This window comes from Bradyrhizobium sp. BLXBL-01, from assembly GCF_051853025.1.
Taxonomy (GTDB): domain Bacteria; phylum Pseudomonadota; class Alphaproteobacteria; order Rhizobiales; family Xanthobacteraceae; genus Bradyrhizobium.
Genome location: NZ_CP182471.1, coordinates 5,741,141 through 5,761,505 on the forward strand (window position 1 = coordinate 5,741,141; position 20,365 = coordinate 5,761,505).

Genomic DNA, 20,365 nt, shown 5'->3' on the forward strand with positions numbered 1-20,365 from the left:
TCAGCGCATGAGCCTAAGCGCATCCGTGAAGAACTCCGCGCCGCCGAAATTTCCGGACTTCAGGGCTAGCAACATGTCGCCAGCTTCCGAGCCGACCGCGCGCAGCACCGGAACTCCCGCAGCGATTTCCACTCCTACGAGAAATCCGGGAATCCTCAACCGATCGACCACGGCGCCGGATGTCTCGCCACCGGCGACGACCAGGCGCCGGACGCCGGCCTGAACCAAGCCCTCGGCGATATCGGCCATGGCCTGCTCGATGGCGTGGCCGGCGGCATCCCGGCCGTGGCGTGCCTGTACGGCGGCAACGGCTTCCGGCGTCGCGCTCGAAGCGATCAGCACCGGACCTTCCGCAAGCCGCGGCCTTGCCCAGTCCAGCGCGCGCTGCGCTTCGCCGGCGCCCGCGACGATCTGCTCGGGATCGAGATGGAGCACCGGCATGATGCGTTCGGCGACGGCAATCTGCTGAAGCGTCGCCTGCGAGCAGCTGCCGGCAAGACATGCGGCCGGTCCGCCGACCGCAGCGCCGGTTTCGCTGCTCGGCGGCGCCGACTTCACCTTGCCCGTCGACACCAGCGCGCGCGCAAGCCCGAGGCCCATGCCGGACGCGCCAACCGACAGAAGGTGTTCGGCGGCGACGAGACCGATGGTCTCGAGGTCGCGGTCGAACACGGCGTCGATAATCGCGGCACCGATGCCCTTGGCGGCGAGCTCGGCCAAACGTGCCCGCACGGCCTCCGCGCCGCGCGTGACGGTGGCGAGATCGACGAGGCCGATCTGCGTCCTGCTCTGGCGCGCCAGCACGCGCACCAGGTTGGAATCATGCATGGGGTTGAGGGGATGGTCCTTGAGCGGGCTCTCGTTGAGCGGCACGGCGCCGACGAACAAATTGCCCTGATAGACGGTGCGCCCGGTCTCCGGAAAAGCCGGCGTCACCAGCACGGCTCCCTCTCCGCAATCGGCACGCAGCGCGTCCATGACGGGGCCGATATTGCCGGCGTCGGTGGAATCGAAGGTCGAGCAGATCTTGAACAGCACGTGGCCCGCGCCGCGGCCGCGCAGCCATTTGTCCGCCGCGCGCGAGCGCGACACGGCAAGGCCGGCCTCGATCGAGCGGCTCTTCAAGGACACCACGACGGCATCGACCTCGGGCAGCGCCAGATCGTCGGCAGGTATGCCGATGGTCTGGACGGTGCGCAGGCCCGCGCGCGTCAGCGTGTTGGCGAGGTCGGAGGCGCCGGTGTAATCGTCGGCGATGCAACCCAATGCAAGTGTCACGGCTTCACTCCCGCATAGGGCTTGAACCAGGCGAGGCCATCGGTGGTCTTGCCGCGTGGATTGTATTCGCAGCCGACGAAGCCGGCATAGCCGAGCCGGTCGAGCTCATCGAACAGGAACGGATAGTTCAGCTCCTCGCCGTCGGGCTCGTTGCGCGAGGGAATGCTGGCGATCTGGATGTGGCCGATGATCGGCATCATCTCGCGCAGCCGCATGGTGACGTCGCCGTGGATGATCTGGCAGTGATAGATGTCGAACTGGAGTTTCAGGTTCGGAAGCCTCAGTTCCTGGATCAGATCCCGCGCGAAGCCGAAATCGTTGAGGAAGTAGCCGGGCACGTTGCGCGCATTGATCGGTTCGATAACGACGTCGATGCCGTGCGGCGCGAAGAATTCCGCAGCCCAGGCCACCGATTTGTAGAAGGCCTCGATCGCGGCGCGCTCGCTGCGGTTGGCGATGCCGGCCATCAGGTGCAAGCGCTTGACGCCGGTCGCCTTGGCATAAGGCAGTGCCGTCTCCAGGCTCGCCTTGAGATCGGAGAAGCGTGATGGCAGCGCGGCAAAGCCCTTCTCGCCGGCGTTCCAGTCGCCCGGCGGCATGTTGAACAGCGCCTGGGTCAGGCCGTTGCGCTTGAGCCGCTCGCCGACGGCCTCGGCGGGATGCTCGTAGGGAAACAGGAACTCGACCGCGGTGAAGCCCGCTTGCGCAGCGGCGTCGAAGCGGTCGAGGAACGGCACCTCGGTGAACATCATCGAGAGATTGGCGGCGAAACGGGGCATTGGAGATCCTCTTACTTGTCGCCGGGCAGCTTGACGCCGGTGACCTGCGCATACATCCGCGCCACCGATGCGTCATCGTCGCGGCCCATGCCGGCGGCCGACGTCATCAGGAACATCTGGAGCGCGGCGGCGGAGACCGGCACCGGGAATCGGGCGCTGCGCGCCATGTCCTGGATGATGCCGAGATCCTTGACGAAGATCTCCACCGCGCTGCGCGGCGTGTAGTCGCCGTCGAGCACGTGCGGCATGCGGTTCTCGAACATCCAGGAATTGCCGGCCGAGGCCGTGATCACCTCGTAGACCTTGCGGATGTCGAGGCCCTGCTTGGCCGCGAACGCAATCGCTTCGCTGGCGGCGGCGATGTGAACGCCGGCGAGCAGCTGATTGATCATCTTGAACGCAGCGCCCTGCCCGGCGGCATCGCCGAGCTCGTAGAGCTTGGCAGCCATGGCATCGAGCGCCGGCCGCGCTTTGGCAAAGGCGGCCGGGCTGCCGGAGGCAAGAATCGTCAATTCGCCTTGCGCGGCGCGCTGTGCTCCGCCGGAGATCGGCGCATCCAGATAATGCCGGCCGGTCGCCTCCAGCTGCTTAGCCAGGCGCCGCGCCACATCCGGGTCCATGGTCGCCGAGGAGACGAACACGCTGTCCTTCGGCATGGTCTCGGCGGCGCCATCCTTGCCGAACAGGATCGCCTCGGTCTGCGCGGCATTGACGACGACGCTGACGACGATATCGGCGTCCTTGGCCGCTTCGGCCGGCGTCTTGGCTCCCGCGCCGCCGTCCTTCACGAAGCGCGCGACGGCATCCGCCGAGACGTCGCAGCCGGTCACGGCGTGGCCGACGCGCTTGAGCGAGGTCGCCATGCCAAATCCCATCGAACCGAGCCCGACGACGGCGATACGCTGACTTTGTGACGTGGAGGCGGACATATGCAACTGACCCTTGCGAACGTTTCCCGGATGGCCGCCCTTTTGCGGCAGCTTGGCAACCGAATAACACGGCTTGGCCGCGCTGCCAAAGCGTGAGACAAGCAGGCATGACGGCCATGAGAACCGAAACGAGCAACGAAACAAGGCTGCGCGAGGAGATTTGCCGCTTCGGACGATCCCTGTTCGAGCGCGGGCTGACGCCAGGCTCCTCCGGCAATATCAGCGTCAAGCTGGACGACGGAGGCTGGCTGGTGACGCCGACCAACGCCTCGCTCGGTTTCCTCGATCCCGCAAAACTGTCACGGCTGGATAGCGGGAGCCGGCTGGTCTCGGGCGATGCGCCGACCAAGGAAGTTCCGCTGCACACGGCCCTCTACGATACGCGCGGAAGCGCGCGGGCCATCGTGCATCTGCACTCCACGCATTCGGTCGCGCTGTCGATGCTCCCCGAGATCGACCCGCGCGCCGCGCTGCCGCCGATGACGGCCTATTACCTGATGAAATGCGGCGCCACCGCACTCGTGCCCTATTACCGCCCCGGCGATCCCGCGGTCGCGGATGCGATCAAGGGGCTGGCGGGGAAATATTCATCCGTGCTGCTCGCCAATCACGGTCCGGTCGTTGCCGGCGACACGCTGGAAGCCGCCGTGTTCGCCACGGAGGAGCTGGAGGAGACGGCGAAGCTGTATCTGCTGCTGCGCGGGATGAACCCGCGGTATCTGTCGCCGGACCAGGTGAAGGATCTGGTGAAGGTGTTCGGGGTGACGCTGCCGGAGCATGGGCACGACGATTGAGCCTCGCTCCAACCTCGTCACTGCGAGCGCAGCGAAGCAATCCAGAATCCCTCCGCGGAAAGACTCTGGATTGCTTCGCTACGCTCGCAATGACGTAGAGCCTGTGAGCCAATTCGTTTTGTTTCGGCTTCGACATCAAGGGGTGGTATCGCCCCTTGATGGGGGAAGCCGGCGGCGTCAGGCTGTTGGTTATCTATGCTTTTGCGAGACGATGCCCTTGCAGGATGTTGTTGGTGAGGGCGTACCAGAGCACGACGGCACGGACCTTCTCGATGCCGCGCACGGTCAGTTGCCTGAGGTCCCAGTTGCGCCAGCGGGCATGGATGCATTCGCAGATGGTACGGGCCTGGTACTGTGCCTTGCCGGCTTCGCTGGCCATGCGAGCACGCCAGGCCGCTATGCCAGGACCGTCGCTGCTCCGGGGTAAGAAGGGATCGACACCGCTCCTGGATTGGGGCGGTGGACAGTAAACCTCGATGCCCTCGCCATGCGCCCATTCGATGTCGTCGCCAGTGCAGAACCCGCCATCGGCGAGGTAGCGGCGTGGCAAGCGCTTCAGCCGAGCGCGCGTTCGCTCCAGCATCGGGCGCATCAAGCCACGATCTGAGCCGCTGTTGTCGACATCGATCGCGACCACGATCAGTTCGCCAGCCGCGCTAGCCACCTGCACATTATAGGCCGGACGGAAGCCGGCATCGGCCATCTTCATCACCCTGGCCTGCGGGTCGGTGGTGGAGGCCCGAGGCTCCTTCGGCTTCTTGCCATTGCCGCCCTTGTCGTCGAGCTGTTTTCGCTTGCGCTTGATCTCGGCCAGCGCGGCCTGCGCGGCTTGCACCCGCTCGCTGCGTTCGCGCGCCGCCCGCTCTTTGGCGGCCCGGATCCGCCGATTGCTGGCTTCCGGGTCCGCATCGACCTCGCGCTTGAGCTCTTCCACAATGGCCTCGGCCTGCGCCATCTGCCGATCCAGCGTCGCCTCCCGCCGGAACGATCCGGTCCCGGCATTCGCTCGTATCCGCACCCCGTCCTGGGTCAGCTTCTCCAGATCGACCAGCCCTGCCTCGTTCAGGGCCACCAGATGTTCAACCAGCAAACGGTCGAGCAAGTCGGCACAGCCGACCCGGAAGTCCGACAGCCCGTGATGGTTCAACGACACGCCACCGCAGAGCCAGCGGTAGACGTCGTGGCTGTCGCAGAGCCGGTCCAGCGCCCGCGCGCTGCCAACGGCATCGCTCGCGGCGTACAGCCAAAGCGCCAGCAACAACCGTGGCGATGGCGCCGGATGGCCCGGCCTGTTTTCCCGTGCCTTGACGCGATCTTCCAGCTCGCTCAGGTCCAGCCCTTCGACATAAGCCCAGATCACCCGCGCTGGATGATCCTGCCCGATCAGGCTGTCGATATCGACCGCTCGCAATTCGACCTGATTGCGCACAGGCTCGCGCAGCCGAGGTGCGCCTTGCGGCACCGCTTCGGTTCGTGCCGACTGCTCCGGCAATTCACCAAAAAGTCCGTCGTCAGCCATCATCCTCTCCAGCAGATCAGTCTGCCCAGAGAATCACATTCGTCTGACGCGCGGTACAAAAGATTCACAGTCTCGTAGGATGTGGCGACGGAGAAGCCCGCATGAGCGGAGCGATATGCGGGACCAGCGGCCCCGGATATCGCTTTGCTCATCGGCTACGACACCGTCTGACACTGCCGGAATTGATTTGCATAACCGGGATCTCGAGCACATGATCCCCCTGTAATTGACTGAAGGAGTTGTTTCATCGATCGCCAGGAGAATTGTCATGGATTTCAAAGTATCCTGCACCCTCCTCTCTGCCGCCTGCTTTATTGCCCTGCCACTTTCCGCAAGCGCGCAGACGTCTACGCGCGGCGTCCCCGATCTCAAGGTCGAGGCCAACTGCAAGGCAACTCAGGAGATCGACAAGTCGCTGACCGAACCGCAGTCCTACGAGGCCTGCATGAGCGACGAGCAAACCGCACAGCAACAGCTCGGGCCCATCTGGCCGACAACGCCGGAGACAATTCGCACCCAATGCACCACCGAGGCCTCCGCCGGTGGCATCGAAAGCTATGTCGATCTGCTCTCCTGCATTCAGATGTATGGCTTCGGGCAACCCTCGGCACCCGCGTCAACGCTGCGCGGCGCAAGCAAGAATCGGAACAAGAAGCAATCGGGATAGGGATCGTAGCGAGCGGCTACAATCCGAGATACGCCTTCCTCACGTCGGGATTGCCCTTGATCTCCGCGGACCGGCCCTGCATCAGCACGCGGCCGGTCTGCAGGATGTAGGCGCGGTCGGCGATCTCCAGGCACTCGGCCATGCGCTGCTCGACGATCAGCACCGTCATTCCGGCGTCGCGGATGCGCTTCACCGCCTGGAAGATCTCGTCCACCAGTTTCGGCATGATTCCTTGCGAGGGCTCGTCCAGCATCAACAGCCGCGGTCGCGTCATCAGGGCGCGGCCGATGGCGAGCATCTGCTGCTCGCCGCCAGAGAGCGTCTCGGCGCGCTGCTCCAAACGCTCCTGAAGGCGCGGAAACAGGTTGAAGACGAGATCGAGCGGCCCTTCGCGGTCCGCCTCGCCGCGGTAGAGATAGCTGCCGAGACGCAGATTGTCGCGGACCGACAGGCGCGGGAACAGGCGGCGGTTTTCCGGCACATAGGCGATGCCGGTGGCCGTGATGTGATGCTGCGCCATGCCGTCGAGGCGTTTGCCGTCGAACGTCACGGTGCCCGAACGCGGGCGTTCGGCACCGGCGATGGATTTGAGCAACGTCGACTTGCCCGCGCCGTTGGCGCCGGCGACGCAGACGATCTCGCCCTTCTCCACCTCGATCGAGACCGCGGAGATCGCGACCAGGCCCTGATAGGCGGTGGTGACTTCACGCACCGACAGCATGACGATCTCCCAGATATGCCTTGATCACCTTGGGATCGCGCACGACGTCGGCGGGCTTGCCCTCGACCAGCACCTTGCCGAGGTCGAGCACAATGGCGCGGTCGACCAGCGGCATCACGATCTCCATGACGTGCTCGACCATCAGCACGGTGATACCGGCATCGCGCACCTTGCGCACCAGGGCAACGCCGGTCTGCGCCTCGGTCGGCGTGAGGCCAGTGAGGCACTCGTCGAGCAGCAGCAGCTTCGGTTCGGTCGCAAGCGCCCGTGCGACTTCGAGGCGGCGCTTTTCGGCCGGCACCAGGTCGCTCGCGAGCACGTCGGCGCGCGCGGCGAGCCCGGTGAATTCCAGCACCTCATGCGCCTTACGGCGCGCCTCGCGCATCACGGTGTTGCGCACGAGAGCGCCGACGATGACGTTGTCGATGACCGTCATCGTCTCGAAGCTTTTGACCACCTGAAAGGTGCGCCCGATCCCGCGCTGGCAGCGCGCGGCCGCCGGCAGAGTCGTGACGTCCTCGCCGTCGAAGATGATCGAGCCCTGGGTTGGCGGCAACACGCCGGCGATCAGATTGAACAACGTCGACTTGCCGGCGCCGTTCGGGCCGATCAGGCCGACGATCTCGCCGCGGCCGACCGAGATCGAGACGTCGCTGTTGGCGATCAGACCGCCGAAGCGCTGCCAGACGCCGCGGGTTTCGAGCAGCGCGGTCATCGCGTGGCCTCCTTGCGCCGGCGCGAGAACAGGCCGACCAGCCCTTCCGGCCGCGCGAGCGCGATCAGGATGATCAGCGCGCCGTAGACGATGAGGTCGACGCCGCGGCCGGAGCCGCCGATATAGGAGCGCGTCAACTCGGTGATCGGGATCAGGATGACGGCGCCAAGCAGCGGCCCCCACAGCGTGCCGATGCCGCCAAGCACTGCCGGCAGCGCCATCAAGAGCGAGAACTGGAAGCCCATGACGCTTCCGGGATCGATGTAGGAAACGAACTGCGCATAGAAGCTGCCGCCGACCGCGACCAGGAAGGCGGAGACCGCCGCCGCGCCCATCTTCGAATTGAACACGACGACGCCGAGGCTCTCGGCCGCCTGCGGGTTGTCTTTCACCGCGCGCCACCAATAGCCCCATTTGGAATCTTCCAGCCACCAGGTGACGAACCAGGCGACGCAGGCGAGCACCAGCGCGAAGTAGAAGTATGGCAGTTTCGAGCGCGTGAACTGGAATTTCAGCCAGCTGTCGCCGCGCACAGGAATGTCGATGCCGAGGGCCGCACCGGCCCAGTCCCAGTTCTGGATCAGCAGCAATCCGATCTCGGCGATCACGATGGTGGCGATCGCAAAGTAGTGGCCGCCGAGGCGGAAGCAAGGATAGCCCAGCGCCATCGCGATTGCGGCGGAGATCAACCCGCCGGCGATCATGCCGAACCAGGGCAGCACGCCGAACTTGGTGAACAGCAGCGCGGTGGTGTAGGCACCGAGCCCGAAATACAGCGCGTGTCCGAGCGATATCTGCCCGCAATAGCCGGACAGGATGTTCCAGCTCTGCGATAACGCCGCGTACATCAGCGTCAGCACCATGATGTTCTGGACGTAGACGTCCTTGACGAACAGCGGCACGATCGCGGCGACGGCCGCAAGTCCGGCGGCGGTAATGAGGTCGCGGCGGCGCCGCGCGACGAATTGCTTGTCCATCACATCGACCCGAACAGGCCACGCGGCCGAATGAACACGACGAGCAGATAGACCGCGTAAATGCCGACCGACTTCAGCGATGGCGGCAGGATCAACGCGGTGGTGGCTTCGACCAGGCCGACGACGATGCCGCCGGCGAAGGCGCCGAACACGCTGCCAAAGCCGCCGAGCGCGACTGTGACATAGGCGATCAGCGCAAAGGACGCGCCGACGTCGGGATAGATGTAGAAGAAGGTTGCCATGATGGCGCCGGCAAGCCCGACCAGCGCACCGCCGAGGCCCCAGCCGAGCGCGAACACGCGGTTCTTGTCGATACCGACGAGGGCCACCGCGCCGGGATCTTCACGGGTCGCTTCCAGCGCGCGGCCGAAATCGGTGCGGTTGATGAACAGATAGAGCCCGCCGAACGCGGCGATCGCGACCAGCGCGCCGAACAGCTGCGGCTGCGGCAGGTAGATCCCGGCGACCGATACCGTCTTGCCGCCGAGCCATGAGTTGGGAACGCTGCGGTAGTCGGCAGTGAAGAACAGCTGCGCGAGGCCCCGCATCACGATGGCGAGGCCGAAGGTGGCGAAGATCTGCACCATGCCGACATTGGCCTTGGCACGCATCGCAAACCGCACGATCAGGAGATAGACCGCCGCCCCCAGGACAAACAGGGCGGCGGCGGCCAGCGGCGCCGACAGCAGTGGATCGATCGCGAAGAACGTGAACAGGAAGAATGTCACGTACATCGCCAGCATCAGGAATTCGCCATGGGCGAAGTTGACGACGTCCATCAGGCCAAAGATCAACGCCAGGCCGACGGCGATCAGTCCGTAAAGCAGCCCCATCAGCAGGCCGCTCGCAAGACTCTGGATAATCGTTTCTGCTGTCACGTCGCTTCGTCCCCCGCCCGCAACCTGATCGCTTACTTCATCGGCCAGACTGCATCGGCCACCGCCGCCTGCGACGGGAAGATGGTGACGAACTTGCCGCCGACATATTGCAGCAGGACCGGATCGGCATCGTTGTTCTGGCCCGATTCGTCGAACTTGACGCGCTTCCAGGGCATGATGGTCTGCTCGCCCGGCATCTCGGTCGCGGCCAGCGCGTCACGGATCTTCTCGCCCTCGGTGGATTTGGCGCGGTTGATGGCGTCAGCCATGATGATCATGGCCATGAACTGGCGCGACGTATTGTCGTTGAGATCCTTGCCCGACTTCGCCTTGAACAGATCGTTGATCTTGCCGACCATCGGCCGCTTGGCGGCGAGATCGAGCGAGAAGCTGCCGCGGGTGATCGCACCCTCGAGCTTGTCGCCGACTGCGTCGTACAGCGCCTTCTCGGAGAAGCCGGCGGCCTGCGCCACGATGGCGTTCGGCTTGTAGCCGAGTTCGGCCATGGTCTTGACCAAGAGGATGCCGTCGGTGGTGTAGCTGGAAGGCATCAGCACGTCGGCATTGGCGGCCTTGAGCTGCTGCACCTCGGCCGACAGCGACGGCGAGTTGGCGCGGTACTTGATGTCGGCGACGATCTTGTAGCCGCGCTCGGTCGCGAGCTTGGTCTGCGCGTTGGCGGAGTCGGTGCCGAAGATGGTATCTTCGTGGAACAGCGCCAGCGTGTTGGCCTTGGCGCCCTTCTTCTTCATCGCATCGAGGAAGTCGAACATCCCGGCCGAGAACATCTCGTCATGCGGCGAGGCGCGGAAATAATACTTCAGGCCACGGCGATGCAGGCTAGGCGAGGAGTTGTCCGCTGAGATGAACGGGGTCTGGTAGCGTTCGCAGATCTGGCTGATCGTCACCGCAACCGCGCTTTGATAGGAACCGAGGATGGCGCAGACCTTTTCCTGCGTGATCAGCCGCTCGGCTTCGGCGCGCCCCTTCTGCGGATCGCCCTGGGTGTCGGCATAGACAATACGGATCTTGGCACCGCCGAGACCGGGCAAACCTACGCCCTTTGCCAGCGGAAGATCGAAATCCTGGTCGTTATTGATGATGTCGATCGCGGTCTCGAAAGCACGCTGCGCATCGACACCCACCTGCGCGCCGGAGCCCGACAGGGGATAGGTTGCGCCAATCACCACTTCAGACGTTTGCGCGCGCGCAGCTAATGGCAGCAGCGCAGCGGCGGCGGTGGCTCCGAGCAGTACATCGCGGCGAGTCATCGTCATTGGCTAAAGTCCCCTGTTATCCGAATTTTTGCGCGTATCGAATGAAGCGATTGGCAAAGAGCGTAAAGCCCGAAGAAACAGCAAACGCTGCCTACTAAATCACGGCCATGGTCTTGTTCTTCAGATCCGTCACCAGCATCAGGCCGGGCGAATGCGTGATCGCGAACGGCAGCTTCGCGGCGTTGATAACCGATTGCGGCGTCACGCCGCAGGCCCAGAATACCGGAATCTCGTCTTCGGCAACAGGTACGGGATCGCCGTAGTCGGGCTTGGCAATATCCTTGATGCCGATCAGATGCGGATGGCCGAGATGCACGGGCGCACCGTGCACGGCGGGATAGCGCGAGGTGATCTGCACCGCGCGGATCGCATCGGCCGGCTTGAACGGGCGCATCGACACCACCATGGGGCCGGCGAACGGACCTGATACGCCGCAGGCGATGTTGGTGCGGTACATCGGCACGCGCACGTTCTTCTCGATGTGGCGGATCGGCATGCCCTCCTCGAGCAGCGCCTCCTCGAATGAGAACGAGCAGCCGAGCACGAAGGTAACGAGGTCGTCGCGCCAGTAGCTCTTCACGTCGGTCGGCTCGTCCAGGACCTCGCCGTCGCGCCAGACACGGTAGCGTGGCACGTCGGTGCGGATGTCGAGGTCGGTGCCGAGCGAAGGGATGTAAGGGCTGCCGACGTCGGACATGCCGATGATCGGGCACGGCTTGGGATTGAGCTGGCAGAAGCGGTGAAAGGCGCCGGCATATTCCGCCGGCAGGATCGCCAGGTTGCCCTGGACACATCCGGGGGCGACGCCGGCGGTGGAGGCAACCAGCCCCTCGCGGTAGGCGAGCCGGGCCTTGCGGCTCGGGAGGGTGTCGGGTGTTTCAGTTTGCTGCGCTGCCACCAAAACAGTCATGTGATCGACCTGCCTATAAACTCGACAAAGACAAACCAACACCAAGCGTGCTATAAAGTCTAATCGTCGTTTCTAATCAATCTCGATAAATATGATTTATCGATCGGGAAAATCCTTCCAATGCTGGACTTCAGGTCGATCGAGACGTTCCTGTGGGTTGTGAAGCTCGGCAGCTTCCGCGGCGCCGCGCAACGACTCAACACCACCCAGCCGGCGATCTCCCAGCGCATCGCCCAGCTCGAGCGCGAGATGGGCGTGAAGCTGCTGAACCGCGATCATCGCGTGGCGTCACCGACACCGAGCGGCCGGCAGATGATGGTCTACGCGGAGAAGCTGATCGGCCTGCGCGCTGCGATGATGGCGGAGATCGGCGACCGCTCGGCGATGCGCGGCGTGATGCGGCTCGGCGTCGCCGAAACCATCGTGCACACCTGGCTGCCGCGGCTGGTCAAGAGCGTGAACGAAATCTATCCGAACCTGTCGCTGGAGATCGAGGTCGACATCACGCCGAATCTCACCGCGCGCCTGCTCGCGCAGGAGATCGAGCTCGCTTTCGTCGTCGGACCGCTGTCCGCCTCCGGCGTGCACAACCGCGTGCTCGCCGATTATCCGATCGGCTTTCTCGCAAGTCCCTCGCTCGGGCTCGGCAAGGGCCCGCTGACGCCGGCGGAGCTCGCGCGGTTTCCGATCATCACCTTCCCGCGCAAGACCAAGCCTTACGAGGTCGTGCGGGAGGTGTTCGACCGGCCCGAGCTGCCGCCGATCCGCCTGCACGCGTCCGCCTCGCTGGCGACCGTCATCCACATGGCGGTCGAGGGACTCGGCATCGCCGTGATTCCCGACGCCATCGTCGAGAACGAGCTCGCCGACGGGCGCCTGCAGCTGCTCGACACCGACCTCGCCATCGCACCGCTGACGTTCACCGCGAGCTGGCTCGCCTCTCCCGACGTCGTCGCCGTGGAGCGCGTCGCCGAGCTTGCACGGCAAATTGCGCAGAGCAGCCTCGCGGTTGACGCGCCCGCACAGGCGCGTCATTGAAAAAGGCGCCGGACAAAAAGAGAGAACGACCGCATGAGCCGAGCCGCCACCAACCTGCAAATCGATTCCGCCCGCCTGTGGGGCTCCATCCACGAGACCGCGCAATTCGGCGCGACGGCCAAAGGCGGCGTGCGGCGGCTGACGCTGAGCAGCGAAGACAAGCAGGTGCGCGATTGGTTCCGCAAGGCCTGCGAGGATGCCGGACTGGAAGTCCACGTCGATGCGCTCGGATCACAGTTCGGCCTGCGCAAGGGCCGCGACATGTCGAAGCTGCCCGTCGGCATCGGCTCGCACCTCGACACCCAGCCGACCGGCGGCAAGTATGACGGCATCCTGGGAACGCTCGGCGCGCTGGAGGTGATCCGCACGCTGAACGATGCCGGCATCGAGACCGAGGCGCCGATCTGCGTCGTCAACTGGACCAACGAGGAAGGCTCGCGCTTCGCACCTGCGATGATGGCCTCCGCCGCCTATGTCGGCGACTTCACCACCGACGACATTTTGTCGCGCAAGGATATCGATGGCACGACCGTCGGCCAGGCGCTCGACAGCATCGGCTATCGCGGCGACAAGCCGGTCGGCTTTCAGAAGCTCGGCTGCTTCGTCGAGCTGCACATCGAGCAGGGTCCAATTCTGGAGGCGGAAGGCAAGACCATCGGCGTGGTCGATTCCGGCCAGGGCGTGCTCTGGTACGACGGCAAGATCTCCGGCTTCGAGAGTCATGCGGGCTCGACGCCGATGCCGCTGCGGCGCGATGCGCTGGCGACCTTGTCCGAAATCGTGCTGGCGATGGAGTCGATTGCGAAGAAGCACGGACCGAACGCGGTCGGCACCATCGGCGAGGCCGTGATCGCCAATCCCTCGCGCAACGTCATTCCGGGGGAGATCGCCTTCACCATGGATTGCCGCAGTGCCGACGGCGCCATCATGGATGCGCTCGATCGCGATCTGCGTGCGGCAATCGCCGAGATCGGCGCGCGCCGCAAGGTCGAGGTCAAGATCGATCTCGTCTGGCGCAAGCCGCCGACGCATTTCGATCCGAAGCTGATTGCTGCCGTCGAGAATGCCGCGACGACGCTCGGCTATTCCTCGCGCCGCATCACCTCCGGCGCCGGCCACGACGCCTGCAACCTCAACACGGTCATGCCGGCCGCGATGGTGTTCGTGCCCTGCAAGGACGGCATCAGCCACAACGAGCTGGAGGATGCGACGCAAGGCGACTGCGCCGCGGGCACCAACGTCCTCATGCATACCGTGCTGGCGATCGCCGGCGTCGCGTCCTGACCGGAGAGAATTATGCGCGGAGTTTTCGTCGACGCCAATGAATCGCTGGCGGTGATCATGGAGCGGCTGGAGAAGCCCGGTGATCCCAAGGTGCGGATCAACAGGAACCCCGACATCACACCCGAGCAATATCCGGAAGTTCTCGACGGCGCCGAGATCGCGATCGTCGACCACACCGCACTGCCGACGGAGGTCGCGAAGAAATGTCCCGGGCTGAAGCACGTCGTGTTCCTCGGCACCGGCGCGCGCAGCTACATGAATCCGGAAGAGCTCGCCGAGCTCGGCATCTCCGTGCATCTGATCAAGGGCTACGGCGACACGGCGGTTGCGGAATCCGCGATCGCGCTGATGTGGGCGTCGGCCCGCGTCATCGCGATGATGGACCGCGAGATGCGCGCCGGGAACTGGCTGCGCGAGGACGGCATGCAGCTCACCGGCAAGACGCTCGGCCTGATCGGCTTCGGCGGCATCGCCGCGGAGGTCGCGCGCATTGCGTCCGGTAGCGGCATGAAGGTGATCGCCTGGAACCGCTCGCCGAAGAGCCACGCGAGCGTCGAATTCACCGACCTCGACAGCGTGCTGGCCAGAAGCGACGTCGTGTCGTTGCACCTGCTGCTCAACGACGAGACGCGCGGCATGATCACGCGCGAGAAGATCTTCGCCATGAAACGCGGCGTCATCCTCATCAACACCGCCCGCGCCGCCGTGGTCGACGAGGCCGCCATGATCGACGCGCTGAAGTCGGGCCATATCCGCCACGCCGGCCTCGACGTCTTCAACATCGAGCCCCTGCCCGGCGATCATCCGCTGACGAAGCTGCCGAACGTGACGCTGTCGGCGCATTCGGCCTTCCGCACGCCGGAGGCGAGCGAGAACCTGATTGAGGCGGCGCTGGTTCACTGCCGCCGAATCGTGAAGGGATAAGAGCAACAACAATGGCCGACTATCGCATCATCAAGGCTGAGCCGCTCACCAATGTGGTCCGCGCCATCGTCAAGGCCGGCGGCTCCTCGGAGCGCGAGGCCGAGCTCGTATCGACCAATCTGGTCGAGGCCAATCTGAGGGGACATGACTCCCACGGCGTCGGCATGATCCCGCGCTATGTCCAGAGCGTCACCAATGGCGGCCTTGCCGTGAACCAGCACGTCAAGATCGTGCTCGACACCGGTCCGCTCCTCACGCTCGACGGCCTCACCGGCTATGGCCAGGTGATCGGTCATGAGGCGATGGAGTTGGCGGCTGAGCGCGCCAAGCGCAACGGCGTGTGTCTCGTCGGCCTCTCCAACTCGCACCATATCGGCCGCATCGGCCACTGGGCCGAGCAGTGCATCGACCACGGGCTGGTCTCGATCCACTTCGTCAACGTGATCTCGCGGCCGATCGTGGCGCCCTGGGGCGGCAGCGATGCGCGTCACGGTACCAATCCGTTCTGCGTCGGAATCCCGCGCGCCGGCAAGGATCCCATCGTGCTCGACTTCGCCACCAGCAGGATCGCGCAGGGCAAGACCCGCGTCGCCCACAACAAGGGCGTCGCGCTGGAGCCCGGCACCATCATCGACAATGAAGGCAAGCAGACGACCAACCCGCGCTACACCGTGATTCCGCCGTACGGCGCCATCCTCCCCTTCGGCGAGCACAAGGGTTCGGGACTCGCGCTCGTGTGCGAGATCCTCGGCGGTGCGCTCTCCGGCGGACAGGTTGTCAAGGGCCCGTCCGACGGCAAGTACAACGTCCTCAACGGCATGCTGTCGATCGTCATCGACCCGGACAAGCTCGGCACCGGCGAAAACCTCGCGCGCGAGGTCGAAAGTTTCGTCGCCTGGCACACCGGCTCACCGCCCGCGCCCGGGGTCGACAAGGTGCTGATCGCCGGCGACCCGGAACGCGAGACCAGGAAGAAGCGCCTTGCCGAAGGCATTCCGGTCGATCCAACGACGTGGCAGGAGATTCTGGAGGCCGGGAAGAAGTTCGGGCTGGATCAGGCTGCGATCGAGAAGATCGCAGGCTAGTTGCGACCGCAGCGCATCCTCGGCGTCGTTACGACCTCATGGATGATTGCGCACGGGAGTGTGGACGACGGCGAAGCATCGGCTCGCCCGCGGGGCGAATTTGAACCGGCCCGCGTTGCCTCGCGACAACGCGGATATCCCGGCTCATATCCGCTTTCGAGGTTCACATGCTCTCCCGTCTCGCAAAATTCGTGTCCGGCTCAAACCGGCCGTCGCCCGGATCCTATCTCTACCGGCAACGGCTCGCCATCTATGAGAGCGAGCTTGGCGAGCCCGAGCACACGTTCGCGGACAGCGCAGAGCGCCGGATCGACATCCACGCCTTCGGCCGCGATTTCGTCCCGGTCTGCCGGGAGGGCTCCGACGAAGGCTATGTCCTTCTCACCAACGGCATGAGCGAGCAACGGATGCACGGTGTCCCAGGGGACGCGAAGCCACGAGCCGAGCTGATGTGGTACGTCCGCGAGCCGACCGAGGAGGTCTGGGCCAATCTGCGCTGGCTGGCCAATCTGCCGTTCATCGACACGACCTGGTTCGGCTTCGGCCATCGCGTCGCGCTTCCGTGGCCGCCGGTTGCAGGAACAGACTTCCAGACGTTCCTGCTTCTCACACCGATCATCGGCCCCGACAAGGAGATCGCCGAGGCGCTGGAGATCGCGGGCGATCCCGTGGAGATCTTGACCGTGAACCTGATCTCGCAGCAGGAGCTCGCGCTGATCAAGGCCAGGGGACTCGATCCGTTTCTCGACCTGCTCGATGACAACGACTACCCGCCGATCTTCGATCCGGCGCGGAAATCGTATGTTTGAGGCCTAAGCCAAAAGCACTGCTGCCCTTCCCTTCCCCCCTTGCGGGAGAAGGTGGCGCGAAGCGCCGGATGAGGGGTTCTCTCGGCGAGCAATTCTGCGAATGATAGATCTGTCTCCGCGGAGACAGACCCCTCACCCGTCTCGCCGCTGCGCGGCGAGCCAACCTCTCCCACAAGGGGAGAGGGAAAGATCGACCGCCTCAGTCCACCATCTCGGCGACCGCCTTGCCGCACGCCGTCGTGTCGGCATTGCCGCCGAGATCCTTGGTGCGCAGCGTGCGTTCGGCGAGCGTCCGCTCGATCGCCTCGACGATCGACTTGCCGGCTTCCTTCTCGCCGAGATGCTCGAACATCATCGCGCCGGACCAGATCGCGCCGATCGGGTTGGCGATGCCCTGACCTGCGATGTCGGGTGCCGAGCCGTGCACCGGCTCGAACACCGAGGGAAAATCGCCTTCGGGATTGATGTTGCCGGACGGCGCGATGCCGATCGTGCCGGTGCAGGCCGGGCCGAGATCGGAGAGGATGTCACCGAACAAATTCGAGCCGACCACGACGTCGAACCAGTCCGGATGCAGCACGAAGTTCGCCGTCAAGATGTCGATGTGGTACTTGTCCCACTTCACGCCCGGAAACTTCTTGGCCATCGCCTCCACACGCTCGTCCCAATAGGGCATGGTGATGGAGATGCCGTTGGACTTGGTCGCCGAGGTCAGGTGCTTCTTGGGCCGCGACTGCGCGAGTTCGAAGGCGAATTTCAGGATGCGGTCGACGCCGGTGCGGGTCATCACCGTCTGCTGAGTCACGAACTCGCGGTCGGTGTCCGGGAACATGCGGCCGCCGACCGAGGAATATTCGCCCTCGGTGTTCTCGCGCACCACCCAGAAATCGATGTCGCCGGGCTTGCGCCCCGCCAGCGGCGACGGCACGCCGGGCATCAGCCGCACCGGGCGGAGGTTGACGTACTGGTCGAACTCGCGGCGGAACTTGATCAGCGAGCCCCACAGCGAGACGTGGTCCGGGATCTTGGCCGGCCAACCGACCGCGCCGAAATAGATCGCATCGTGCTTGCCGATCTTCTCCTTCCAGTCATCCGGCATCATCTGGCCGTGCTTTTCGTAATAGTCCCAGGACGAGAAGTCGAAATGGTCGAAATGCAGCGAGACGTTGTGCTTCTTCGCCGCCGCCTCCAAAACGCGCAGGCCCTCCGGCATCACCTCCTTGCCGATGCCGTCGCCGGGAATGACCGCGATCCGGTATTGTTTCTTGCTCATCGAGAACGTCCTTGGTTGGTCCGGCAGTCGCCGCCTTCTGACTGCACTGCAATGGACCAAACGCGGCGGCAGTGCAACGCTGCACTGCAATGTTGACCATGGCGCGGGCGAGCGCCTACTGATTTGATCCTGTTCCCACGAACGAGTACACCCATGGATCTGCATCTGCGCGGCAAGCGCGTCCTGATCACCGGCGCGTCCAAGGGCATTGGCGCAGCCGCTGCCGAGGCCTTCGCCGAGGAAGGCGCGCATCTCCTCCTCGCGGCGCGCAGCGGCGATCAGCTCAAGGCGCTGGCCGACCGCTTGCGCGCCGCGCACCAGATCGACACCGCAACGAGCATCGTCGATCTGCGCAAGGAGGACGACGTGGCCCGGCTGGCGAAAGAAGCCGCCGACATCGACGTGCTCGTCAACAATGCCGGCGACATCCCCGGCGGCTCGATCGACAAGATCGACGAGGCGGCCTGGCGGCACGCCTGGGAATTGAAGGTGTTCGGCTATATCAACCTGACGCGCCACATCTACGCGCAGATGAAAGCCAGGGGCGGCGGCGTCATCGTCAACGACATCGGCGCGGCCGGCGAAAAGTTCGATGCCAACTACATCTGCGGCAGCGCCGGCAATGCGGCGCTGATGGCGTTCACGCGGGCGCTCGGCGGCAAGAGCCTCGCCGACAACATCCGCGTCGTCGGCATCAATCCCGGCCCCGTCGGCACCGACCGACACGTCACCCTGCTGAAGACGCGGGCCAGGCACCAGTTCGGCGACGAGAGCCGCTACAAGGAATTCCAGAAGAGCCTGCCGCTCGGCAGGCCCGCGCACGCGCGCGAGATCGGCGACCTCATGGCGTTCCTCGCCTCGGATCGCGCCGGCTATACCTCGGGCGTGATCTACACGGTCGACGGCGGCATCAGCGCGGGGTGGGGTTAACTCTATCCTCGTCATTGCGAGCGCAGCGAAGCAATCCAGGAATGCCTCTGTAGCAACCAGTCTGGATTGCTTCGTCGCTTCGCTCCTCGCAATGACGAGCTTCGAATAAGCACAGGAGTAAGCTAATTGTCCCAAGATCTGATCCGCGAAACCGCCTGCACCGTCGTCGACAAGCTGCGCTCCGGCGACGTCTCGCCGCTCGAGCTCTTGGACGTGCTGGAGAAGCGCATCAAGCAGGTCGACGGCAAGGTCAACGCGCTACCGACGCTGTGCTTCGACCGCGCGCGGGAGAGCGCGAAGACACTGATGCAGAAGCCGGCCGGTGCGCGCGGACTGCTCGCCGGGCTGCCGGTGCCGATCAAGGATTTAACCGATGTTGCGGGCGTGTTGAACACGCAGGGCTCGCCGATCTTCAAGGACAACATCCCCGCGAAGTCCGACCTCATGGTCGAAAACCTCGAGGCCAACGGCGCGGTCGTCTACGCCAAGTCGAACACGCCGGAATTCGGCGCCGGCGCCAACACGTTCAACGAGGTGTTCGGCGCGACGCTCAATCCCTGGGATACGACGAAATCGGCCGCAGGCTCCTCCGGCGGCGCGGCGGTGGCACTGGCGACCGGCATGGCCTGGCTCGCCCAGGGTTCCGACATGGGCGGGTCCTTGCGCAGCCCGGCGGCCTTCTGCGGCGTCGTCGGCATGCGGCCGAGCATCGGCCGCGTCGCACATACTCCGAAGTCCGGCATCGATCGCAATCTCGGCGTGGTCGGCCCGATGGCGCGCAACGTCGAGGACCTCGCGCTGCTGTTGGATGCCATGAGCGGCGACTATGCCGACGATCCGCTGTCGCTGCCGGCTCCGGCAACCTCGTTCCTGTCGGCGGCCCAGGCGGGCAAGAGGCCGAAGCGCATCGCCTATTCGCCCGATCTCGGCATTACCCCGGTCGACCCCGAAGTGAAGGCGATCACGCGCAGGGCCGCCGAACGTTTCGCGGAGGCGGGCGCCATCGTCGAGGAGGCGCATCCGGACTGGCGCGAGGCGCATGAATGCTTCCACGTGCTGCGCGCCTTCGATTTTGCAATCACCAAGGCCAATCTGCTGCGCACCAAGCGCGACCTGCTCAAGCCCGAAGTGATCTGGAACATCGAGGAAGGCCTCAAGCTCACGGTCGAGCAGCTCGCGCGTGCCGAGGCGCAGCGCGTCGGTATGACGGCGCGGGCGGTCGAGTTCTTCAAGAGCTACGATCTGTTGCTGACGCCGACCACGATCGTTCCGCCCTTCCCGATCGAGCATCGCTATGTCGCCGAATGTGCCGGCAAGAGGTTCGAGAACTACATTGAATGGCTCGGCATCGTCTATGCCATCACGCTGGCCTGCTGCCCGTCCCTCTCGCTGCCCTGCGGCTTCACGGCGTCGGGCCTGCCAGTCGGCGTCCAGGTGGTCGGCGCGCCGCGTGCCGATGCGCAGGTGATTGCCGGGGCGAAGGTGCTGGAGGATATTCTGGGCCTGCGCGCGACGACGCCGATCGATCCGAAGGTGAAGAACTAGCCGCGCTCTCGTGCCCCGGACGCAGCGCAGCGC

At 64.9% G+C, this 20,365-nt stretch carries 20 protein-coding genes; 9 read left to right on the plus strand and 11 right to left on the minus strand.

Annotated features, from left to right (window positions below; all coding sequences use genetic code 11):
* The 3 genes from otnK to ltnD are packed head-to-tail and all read right to left on the minus strand — an operon-like array spanning position 1 to position 2,986.
* Positions 1-1,278: a 3-oxo-tetronate kinase gene (gene otnK, locus ACNJYA_RS26660; RefSeq protein ID WP_212259795.1), complete on the minus strand. Its 1,278-nt coding sequence runs from the start codon at positions 1,276-1,278 to the stop codon at positions 1-3.
* Positions 1,275-2,057 carry a 2-oxo-tetronate isomerase gene (gene otnI / locus ACNJYA_RS26665; RefSeq protein WP_212259797.1) on the minus strand — a complete coding sequence of 261 codons (783 nt, stop codon included), beginning with the start codon at positions 2,055-2,057 and terminating at the stop codon, positions 1,275-1,277. Before otnI ends, otnK begins: the two co-directional genes overlap by 4 nt.
* 11 nt (positions 2,058-2,068) lie before the next feature.
* Complete coding sequence (ltnD, locus tag ACNJYA_RS26670; RefSeq protein ID WP_212259799.1) at positions 2,069-2,986, minus strand: L-threonate dehydrogenase; 918 nt, start codon at positions 2,984-2,986, stop codon at positions 2,069-2,071.
* A 107-nt stretch (positions 2,987-3,093) separates the two neighbouring features.
* On the opposite strand from ltnD, the gene otnC reads away from it, so the two are divergent.
* Positions 3,094-3,780, plus strand: a complete 687-nt coding sequence (gene otnC / locus ACNJYA_RS26675) for a 3-oxo-tetronate 4-phosphate decarboxylase (RefSeq protein ID WP_212259801.1) — start codon at positions 3,094-3,096, stop codon at positions 3,778-3,780.
* Between the two features lie 193 nt (positions 3,781-3,973).
* Here otnC and ACNJYA_RS26680 read toward each other — a convergent pair whose 3' ends face one another.
* A complete protein-coding gene (locus ACNJYA_RS26680) occupies positions 3,974-5,302 on the minus strand; it encodes an IS1182 family transposase (protein WP_212257604.1) in 1,329 nt (442 codons plus the stop codon).
* 265 nt (positions 5,303-5,567) lie between these two features.
* Here ACNJYA_RS26680 and ACNJYA_RS26685 point away from each other — a divergent pair, with 265 nt between their 5' ends.
* Positions 5,568-5,966, plus strand: a complete 399-nt coding sequence (locus tag ACNJYA_RS26685; RefSeq protein WP_172784064.1) for a hypothetical protein — start codon at positions 5,568-5,570, stop codon at positions 5,964-5,966.
* A 16-nt stretch (positions 5,967-5,982) separates the two neighbouring features.
* Here the strand turns inward: ACNJYA_RS26685 and ACNJYA_RS26690 are convergent, their stop codons facing one another.
* The 6 genes from ACNJYA_RS26690 to ACNJYA_RS26715 form a co-directional block, all read right to left on the minus strand.
* Entirely contained in the window at positions 5,983-6,687 is a 705-nt protein-coding gene (locus tag ACNJYA_RS26690; protein WP_260382821.1) for an ABC transporter ATP-binding protein, read from the minus strand.
* Positions 6,671-7,402, minus strand: coding sequence for an ABC transporter ATP-binding protein (locus ACNJYA_RS26695; protein ID WP_172784062.1), 732 nt, complete (start codon positions 7,400-7,402; stop codon positions 6,671-6,673). Before ACNJYA_RS26695 ends, ACNJYA_RS26690 begins: the two co-directional genes overlap by 17 nt.
* On the minus strand, positions 7,399-8,379 hold the full coding sequence (locus ACNJYA_RS26700) for a branched-chain amino acid ABC transporter permease (RefSeq protein WP_172784061.1): 981 nt from the start codon (positions 8,377-8,379) through the stop codon (positions 7,399-7,401). The genes ACNJYA_RS26695 and ACNJYA_RS26700 overlap by 4 nt, the downstream gene beginning before the upstream one ends.
* Complete coding sequence (locus tag ACNJYA_RS26705; RefSeq protein WP_245266275.1) at positions 8,379-9,212, minus strand: branched-chain amino acid ABC transporter permease; 834 nt, start codon at positions 9,210-9,212, stop codon at positions 8,379-8,381. The genes ACNJYA_RS26700 and ACNJYA_RS26705 overlap by 1 nt, the downstream gene beginning before the upstream one ends.
* 77 nt (positions 9,213-9,289) lie before the next feature.
* Positions 9,290-10,534 carry an ABC transporter substrate-binding protein gene (locus ACNJYA_RS26710; protein WP_212254871.1) on the minus strand — a complete coding sequence of 415 codons (1,245 nt, stop codon included), beginning with the start codon at positions 10,532-10,534 and terminating at the stop codon, positions 9,290-9,292.
* Positions 10,535-10,628: 94 nt separating this feature from the next.
* On the minus strand, positions 10,629-11,444 hold the full coding sequence (locus ACNJYA_RS26715) for a putative hydro-lyase (protein WP_212254870.1): 816 nt from the start codon (positions 11,442-11,444) through the stop codon (positions 10,629-10,631).
* A gap of 120 nt (positions 11,445-11,564) precedes the next feature.
* Here ACNJYA_RS26715 and ACNJYA_RS26720 point away from each other — a divergent pair, with 120 nt between their 5' ends.
* The 5 genes from ACNJYA_RS26720 to ACNJYA_RS26740 all read left to right on the plus strand — a co-directional run bounded on the left by ACNJYA_RS26720 (position 11,565) and on the right by ACNJYA_RS26740 (position 16,584).
* Positions 11,565-12,482 (plus strand): LysR family transcriptional regulator, encoded by a 918-nt coding sequence (locus ACNJYA_RS26720; protein WP_172784058.1) that lies wholly within the window; start codon positions 11,565-11,567, stop codon positions 12,480-12,482.
* Between the two features lie 33 nt (positions 12,483-12,515).
* On the plus strand, positions 12,516-13,766 hold the full coding sequence (locus ACNJYA_RS26725; protein ID WP_212254869.1) for a Zn-dependent hydrolase: 1,251 nt from the start codon (positions 12,516-12,518) through the stop codon (positions 13,764-13,766).
* 12 nt (positions 13,767-13,778) lie between these two features.
* Positions 13,779-14,690, plus strand: a complete 912-nt coding sequence (locus tag ACNJYA_RS26730; RefSeq protein WP_212254868.1) for an NAD(P)-dependent oxidoreductase — start codon at positions 13,779-13,781, stop codon at positions 14,688-14,690.
* Between the two features lie 11 nt (positions 14,691-14,701).
* Positions 14,702-15,775, plus strand: coding sequence for a malate/lactate/ureidoglycolate dehydrogenase (locus tag ACNJYA_RS26735; protein ID WP_172784055.1), 1,074 nt, complete (start codon positions 14,702-14,704; stop codon positions 15,773-15,775).
* Positions 15,776-15,942: 167 nt separating this feature from the next.
* Positions 15,943-16,584 (plus strand): suppressor of fused domain protein, encoded by a 642-nt coding sequence (locus tag ACNJYA_RS26740; RefSeq protein ID WP_439363811.1) that lies wholly within the window; start codon positions 15,943-15,945, stop codon positions 16,582-16,584.
* Between the two features lie 199 nt (positions 16,585-16,783).
* On the opposite strand, the gene ACNJYA_RS26745 is transcribed toward ACNJYA_RS26740, so the two are convergent.
* Positions 16,784-17,857 (minus strand): tartrate dehydrogenase, encoded by a 1,074-nt coding sequence (locus tag ACNJYA_RS26745; RefSeq protein ID WP_172784053.1) that lies wholly within the window; start codon positions 17,855-17,857, stop codon positions 16,784-16,786.
* Positions 17,858-18,010: 153 nt separating this feature from the next.
* Between ACNJYA_RS26745 and ACNJYA_RS26750 the strand changes: the two genes are divergently transcribed.
* On the plus strand, positions 18,011-18,787 hold the full coding sequence (locus ACNJYA_RS26750) for an SDR family oxidoreductase (protein WP_439363812.1): 777 nt from the start codon (positions 18,011-18,013) through the stop codon (positions 18,785-18,787).
* Between the two features lie 126 nt (positions 18,788-18,913).
* Entirely contained in the window at positions 18,914-20,332 is a 1,419-nt protein-coding gene (locus tag ACNJYA_RS26755) for an amidase (RefSeq protein WP_439363813.1), read from the plus strand.
* Positions 20,333-20,365: the final 33 nt, after the last annotated feature.

Coding starts and splice junctions, on each gene's coding strand:
- otnI (WP_212259797.1), bottom strand. CDS start 2,057: ATGCCCCGTTTCGCCGCCAATCTCTCGATGATGTTCACCGAGGTGCCG.
- ltnD (WP_212259799.1), bottom strand. CDS start 2,986: ATGTCCGCCTCCACGTCACAAAGTCAGCGTATCGCCGTCGTCGGGCTC.
- otnC (WP_212259801.1), top strand. CDS start 3,094: ATGACGGCCATGAGAACCGAAACGAGCAACGAAACAAGGCTGCGCGAG.
- ACNJYA_RS26680 (WP_212257604.1), bottom strand. CDS start 5,302: ATGATGGCTGACGACGGACTTTTTGGTGAATTGCCGGAGCAGTCGGCA.
- ACNJYA_RS26685 (WP_172784064.1), top strand. CDS start 5,568: ATGGATTTCAAAGTATCCTGCACCCTCCTCTCTGCCGCCTGCTTTATT.
- ACNJYA_RS26690 (WP_260382821.1), bottom strand. CDS start 6,687: ATGCTGTCGGTGCGTGAAGTCACCACCGCCTATCAGGGCCTGGTCGCG.
- ACNJYA_RS26695 (WP_172784062.1), bottom strand. CDS start 7,402: ATGACCGCGCTGCTCGAAACCCGCGGCGTCTGGCAGCGCTTCGGCGGT.
- ACNJYA_RS26700 (WP_172784061.1), bottom strand. CDS start 8,379: ATGGACAAGCAATTCGTCGCGCGGCGCCGCCGCGACCTCATTACCGCC.
- ACNJYA_RS26705 (WP_245266275.1), bottom strand. CDS start 9,212: ATGGGGCTGCTTTACGGACTGATCGCCGTCGGCCTGGCGTTGATCTTT.
- ACNJYA_RS26710 (WP_212254871.1), bottom strand. CDS start 10,534: ATGACGATGACTCGCCGCGATGTACTGCTCGGAGCCACCGCCGCCGCT.
- ACNJYA_RS26715 (WP_212254870.1), bottom strand. CDS start 11,444: ATGACTGTTTTGGTGGCAGCGCAGCAAACTGAAACACCCGACACCCTC.
- ACNJYA_RS26720 (WP_172784058.1), top strand. CDS start 11,565: ATGCTGGACTTCAGGTCGATCGAGACGTTCCTGTGGGTTGTGAAGCTC.
- ACNJYA_RS26725 (WP_212254869.1), top strand. CDS start 12,516: ATGAGCCGAGCCGCCACCAACCTGCAAATCGATTCCGCCCGCCTGTGG.
- ACNJYA_RS26730 (WP_212254868.1), top strand. CDS start 13,779: ATGCGCGGAGTTTTCGTCGACGCCAATGAATCGCTGGCGGTGATCATG.
- ACNJYA_RS26735 (WP_172784055.1), top strand. CDS start 14,702: ATGGCCGACTATCGCATCATCAAGGCTGAGCCGCTCACCAATGTGGTC.
- ACNJYA_RS26740 (WP_439363811.1), top strand. CDS start 15,943: ATGCTCTCCCGTCTCGCAAAATTCGTGTCCGGCTCAAACCGGCCGTCG.
- ACNJYA_RS26745 (WP_172784053.1), bottom strand. CDS start 17,857: ATGAGCAAGAAACAATACCGGATCGCGGTCATTCCCGGCGACGGCATC.
- ACNJYA_RS26750 (WP_439363812.1), top strand. CDS start 18,011: ATGGATCTGCATCTGCGCGGCAAGCGCGTCCTGATCACCGGCGCGTCC.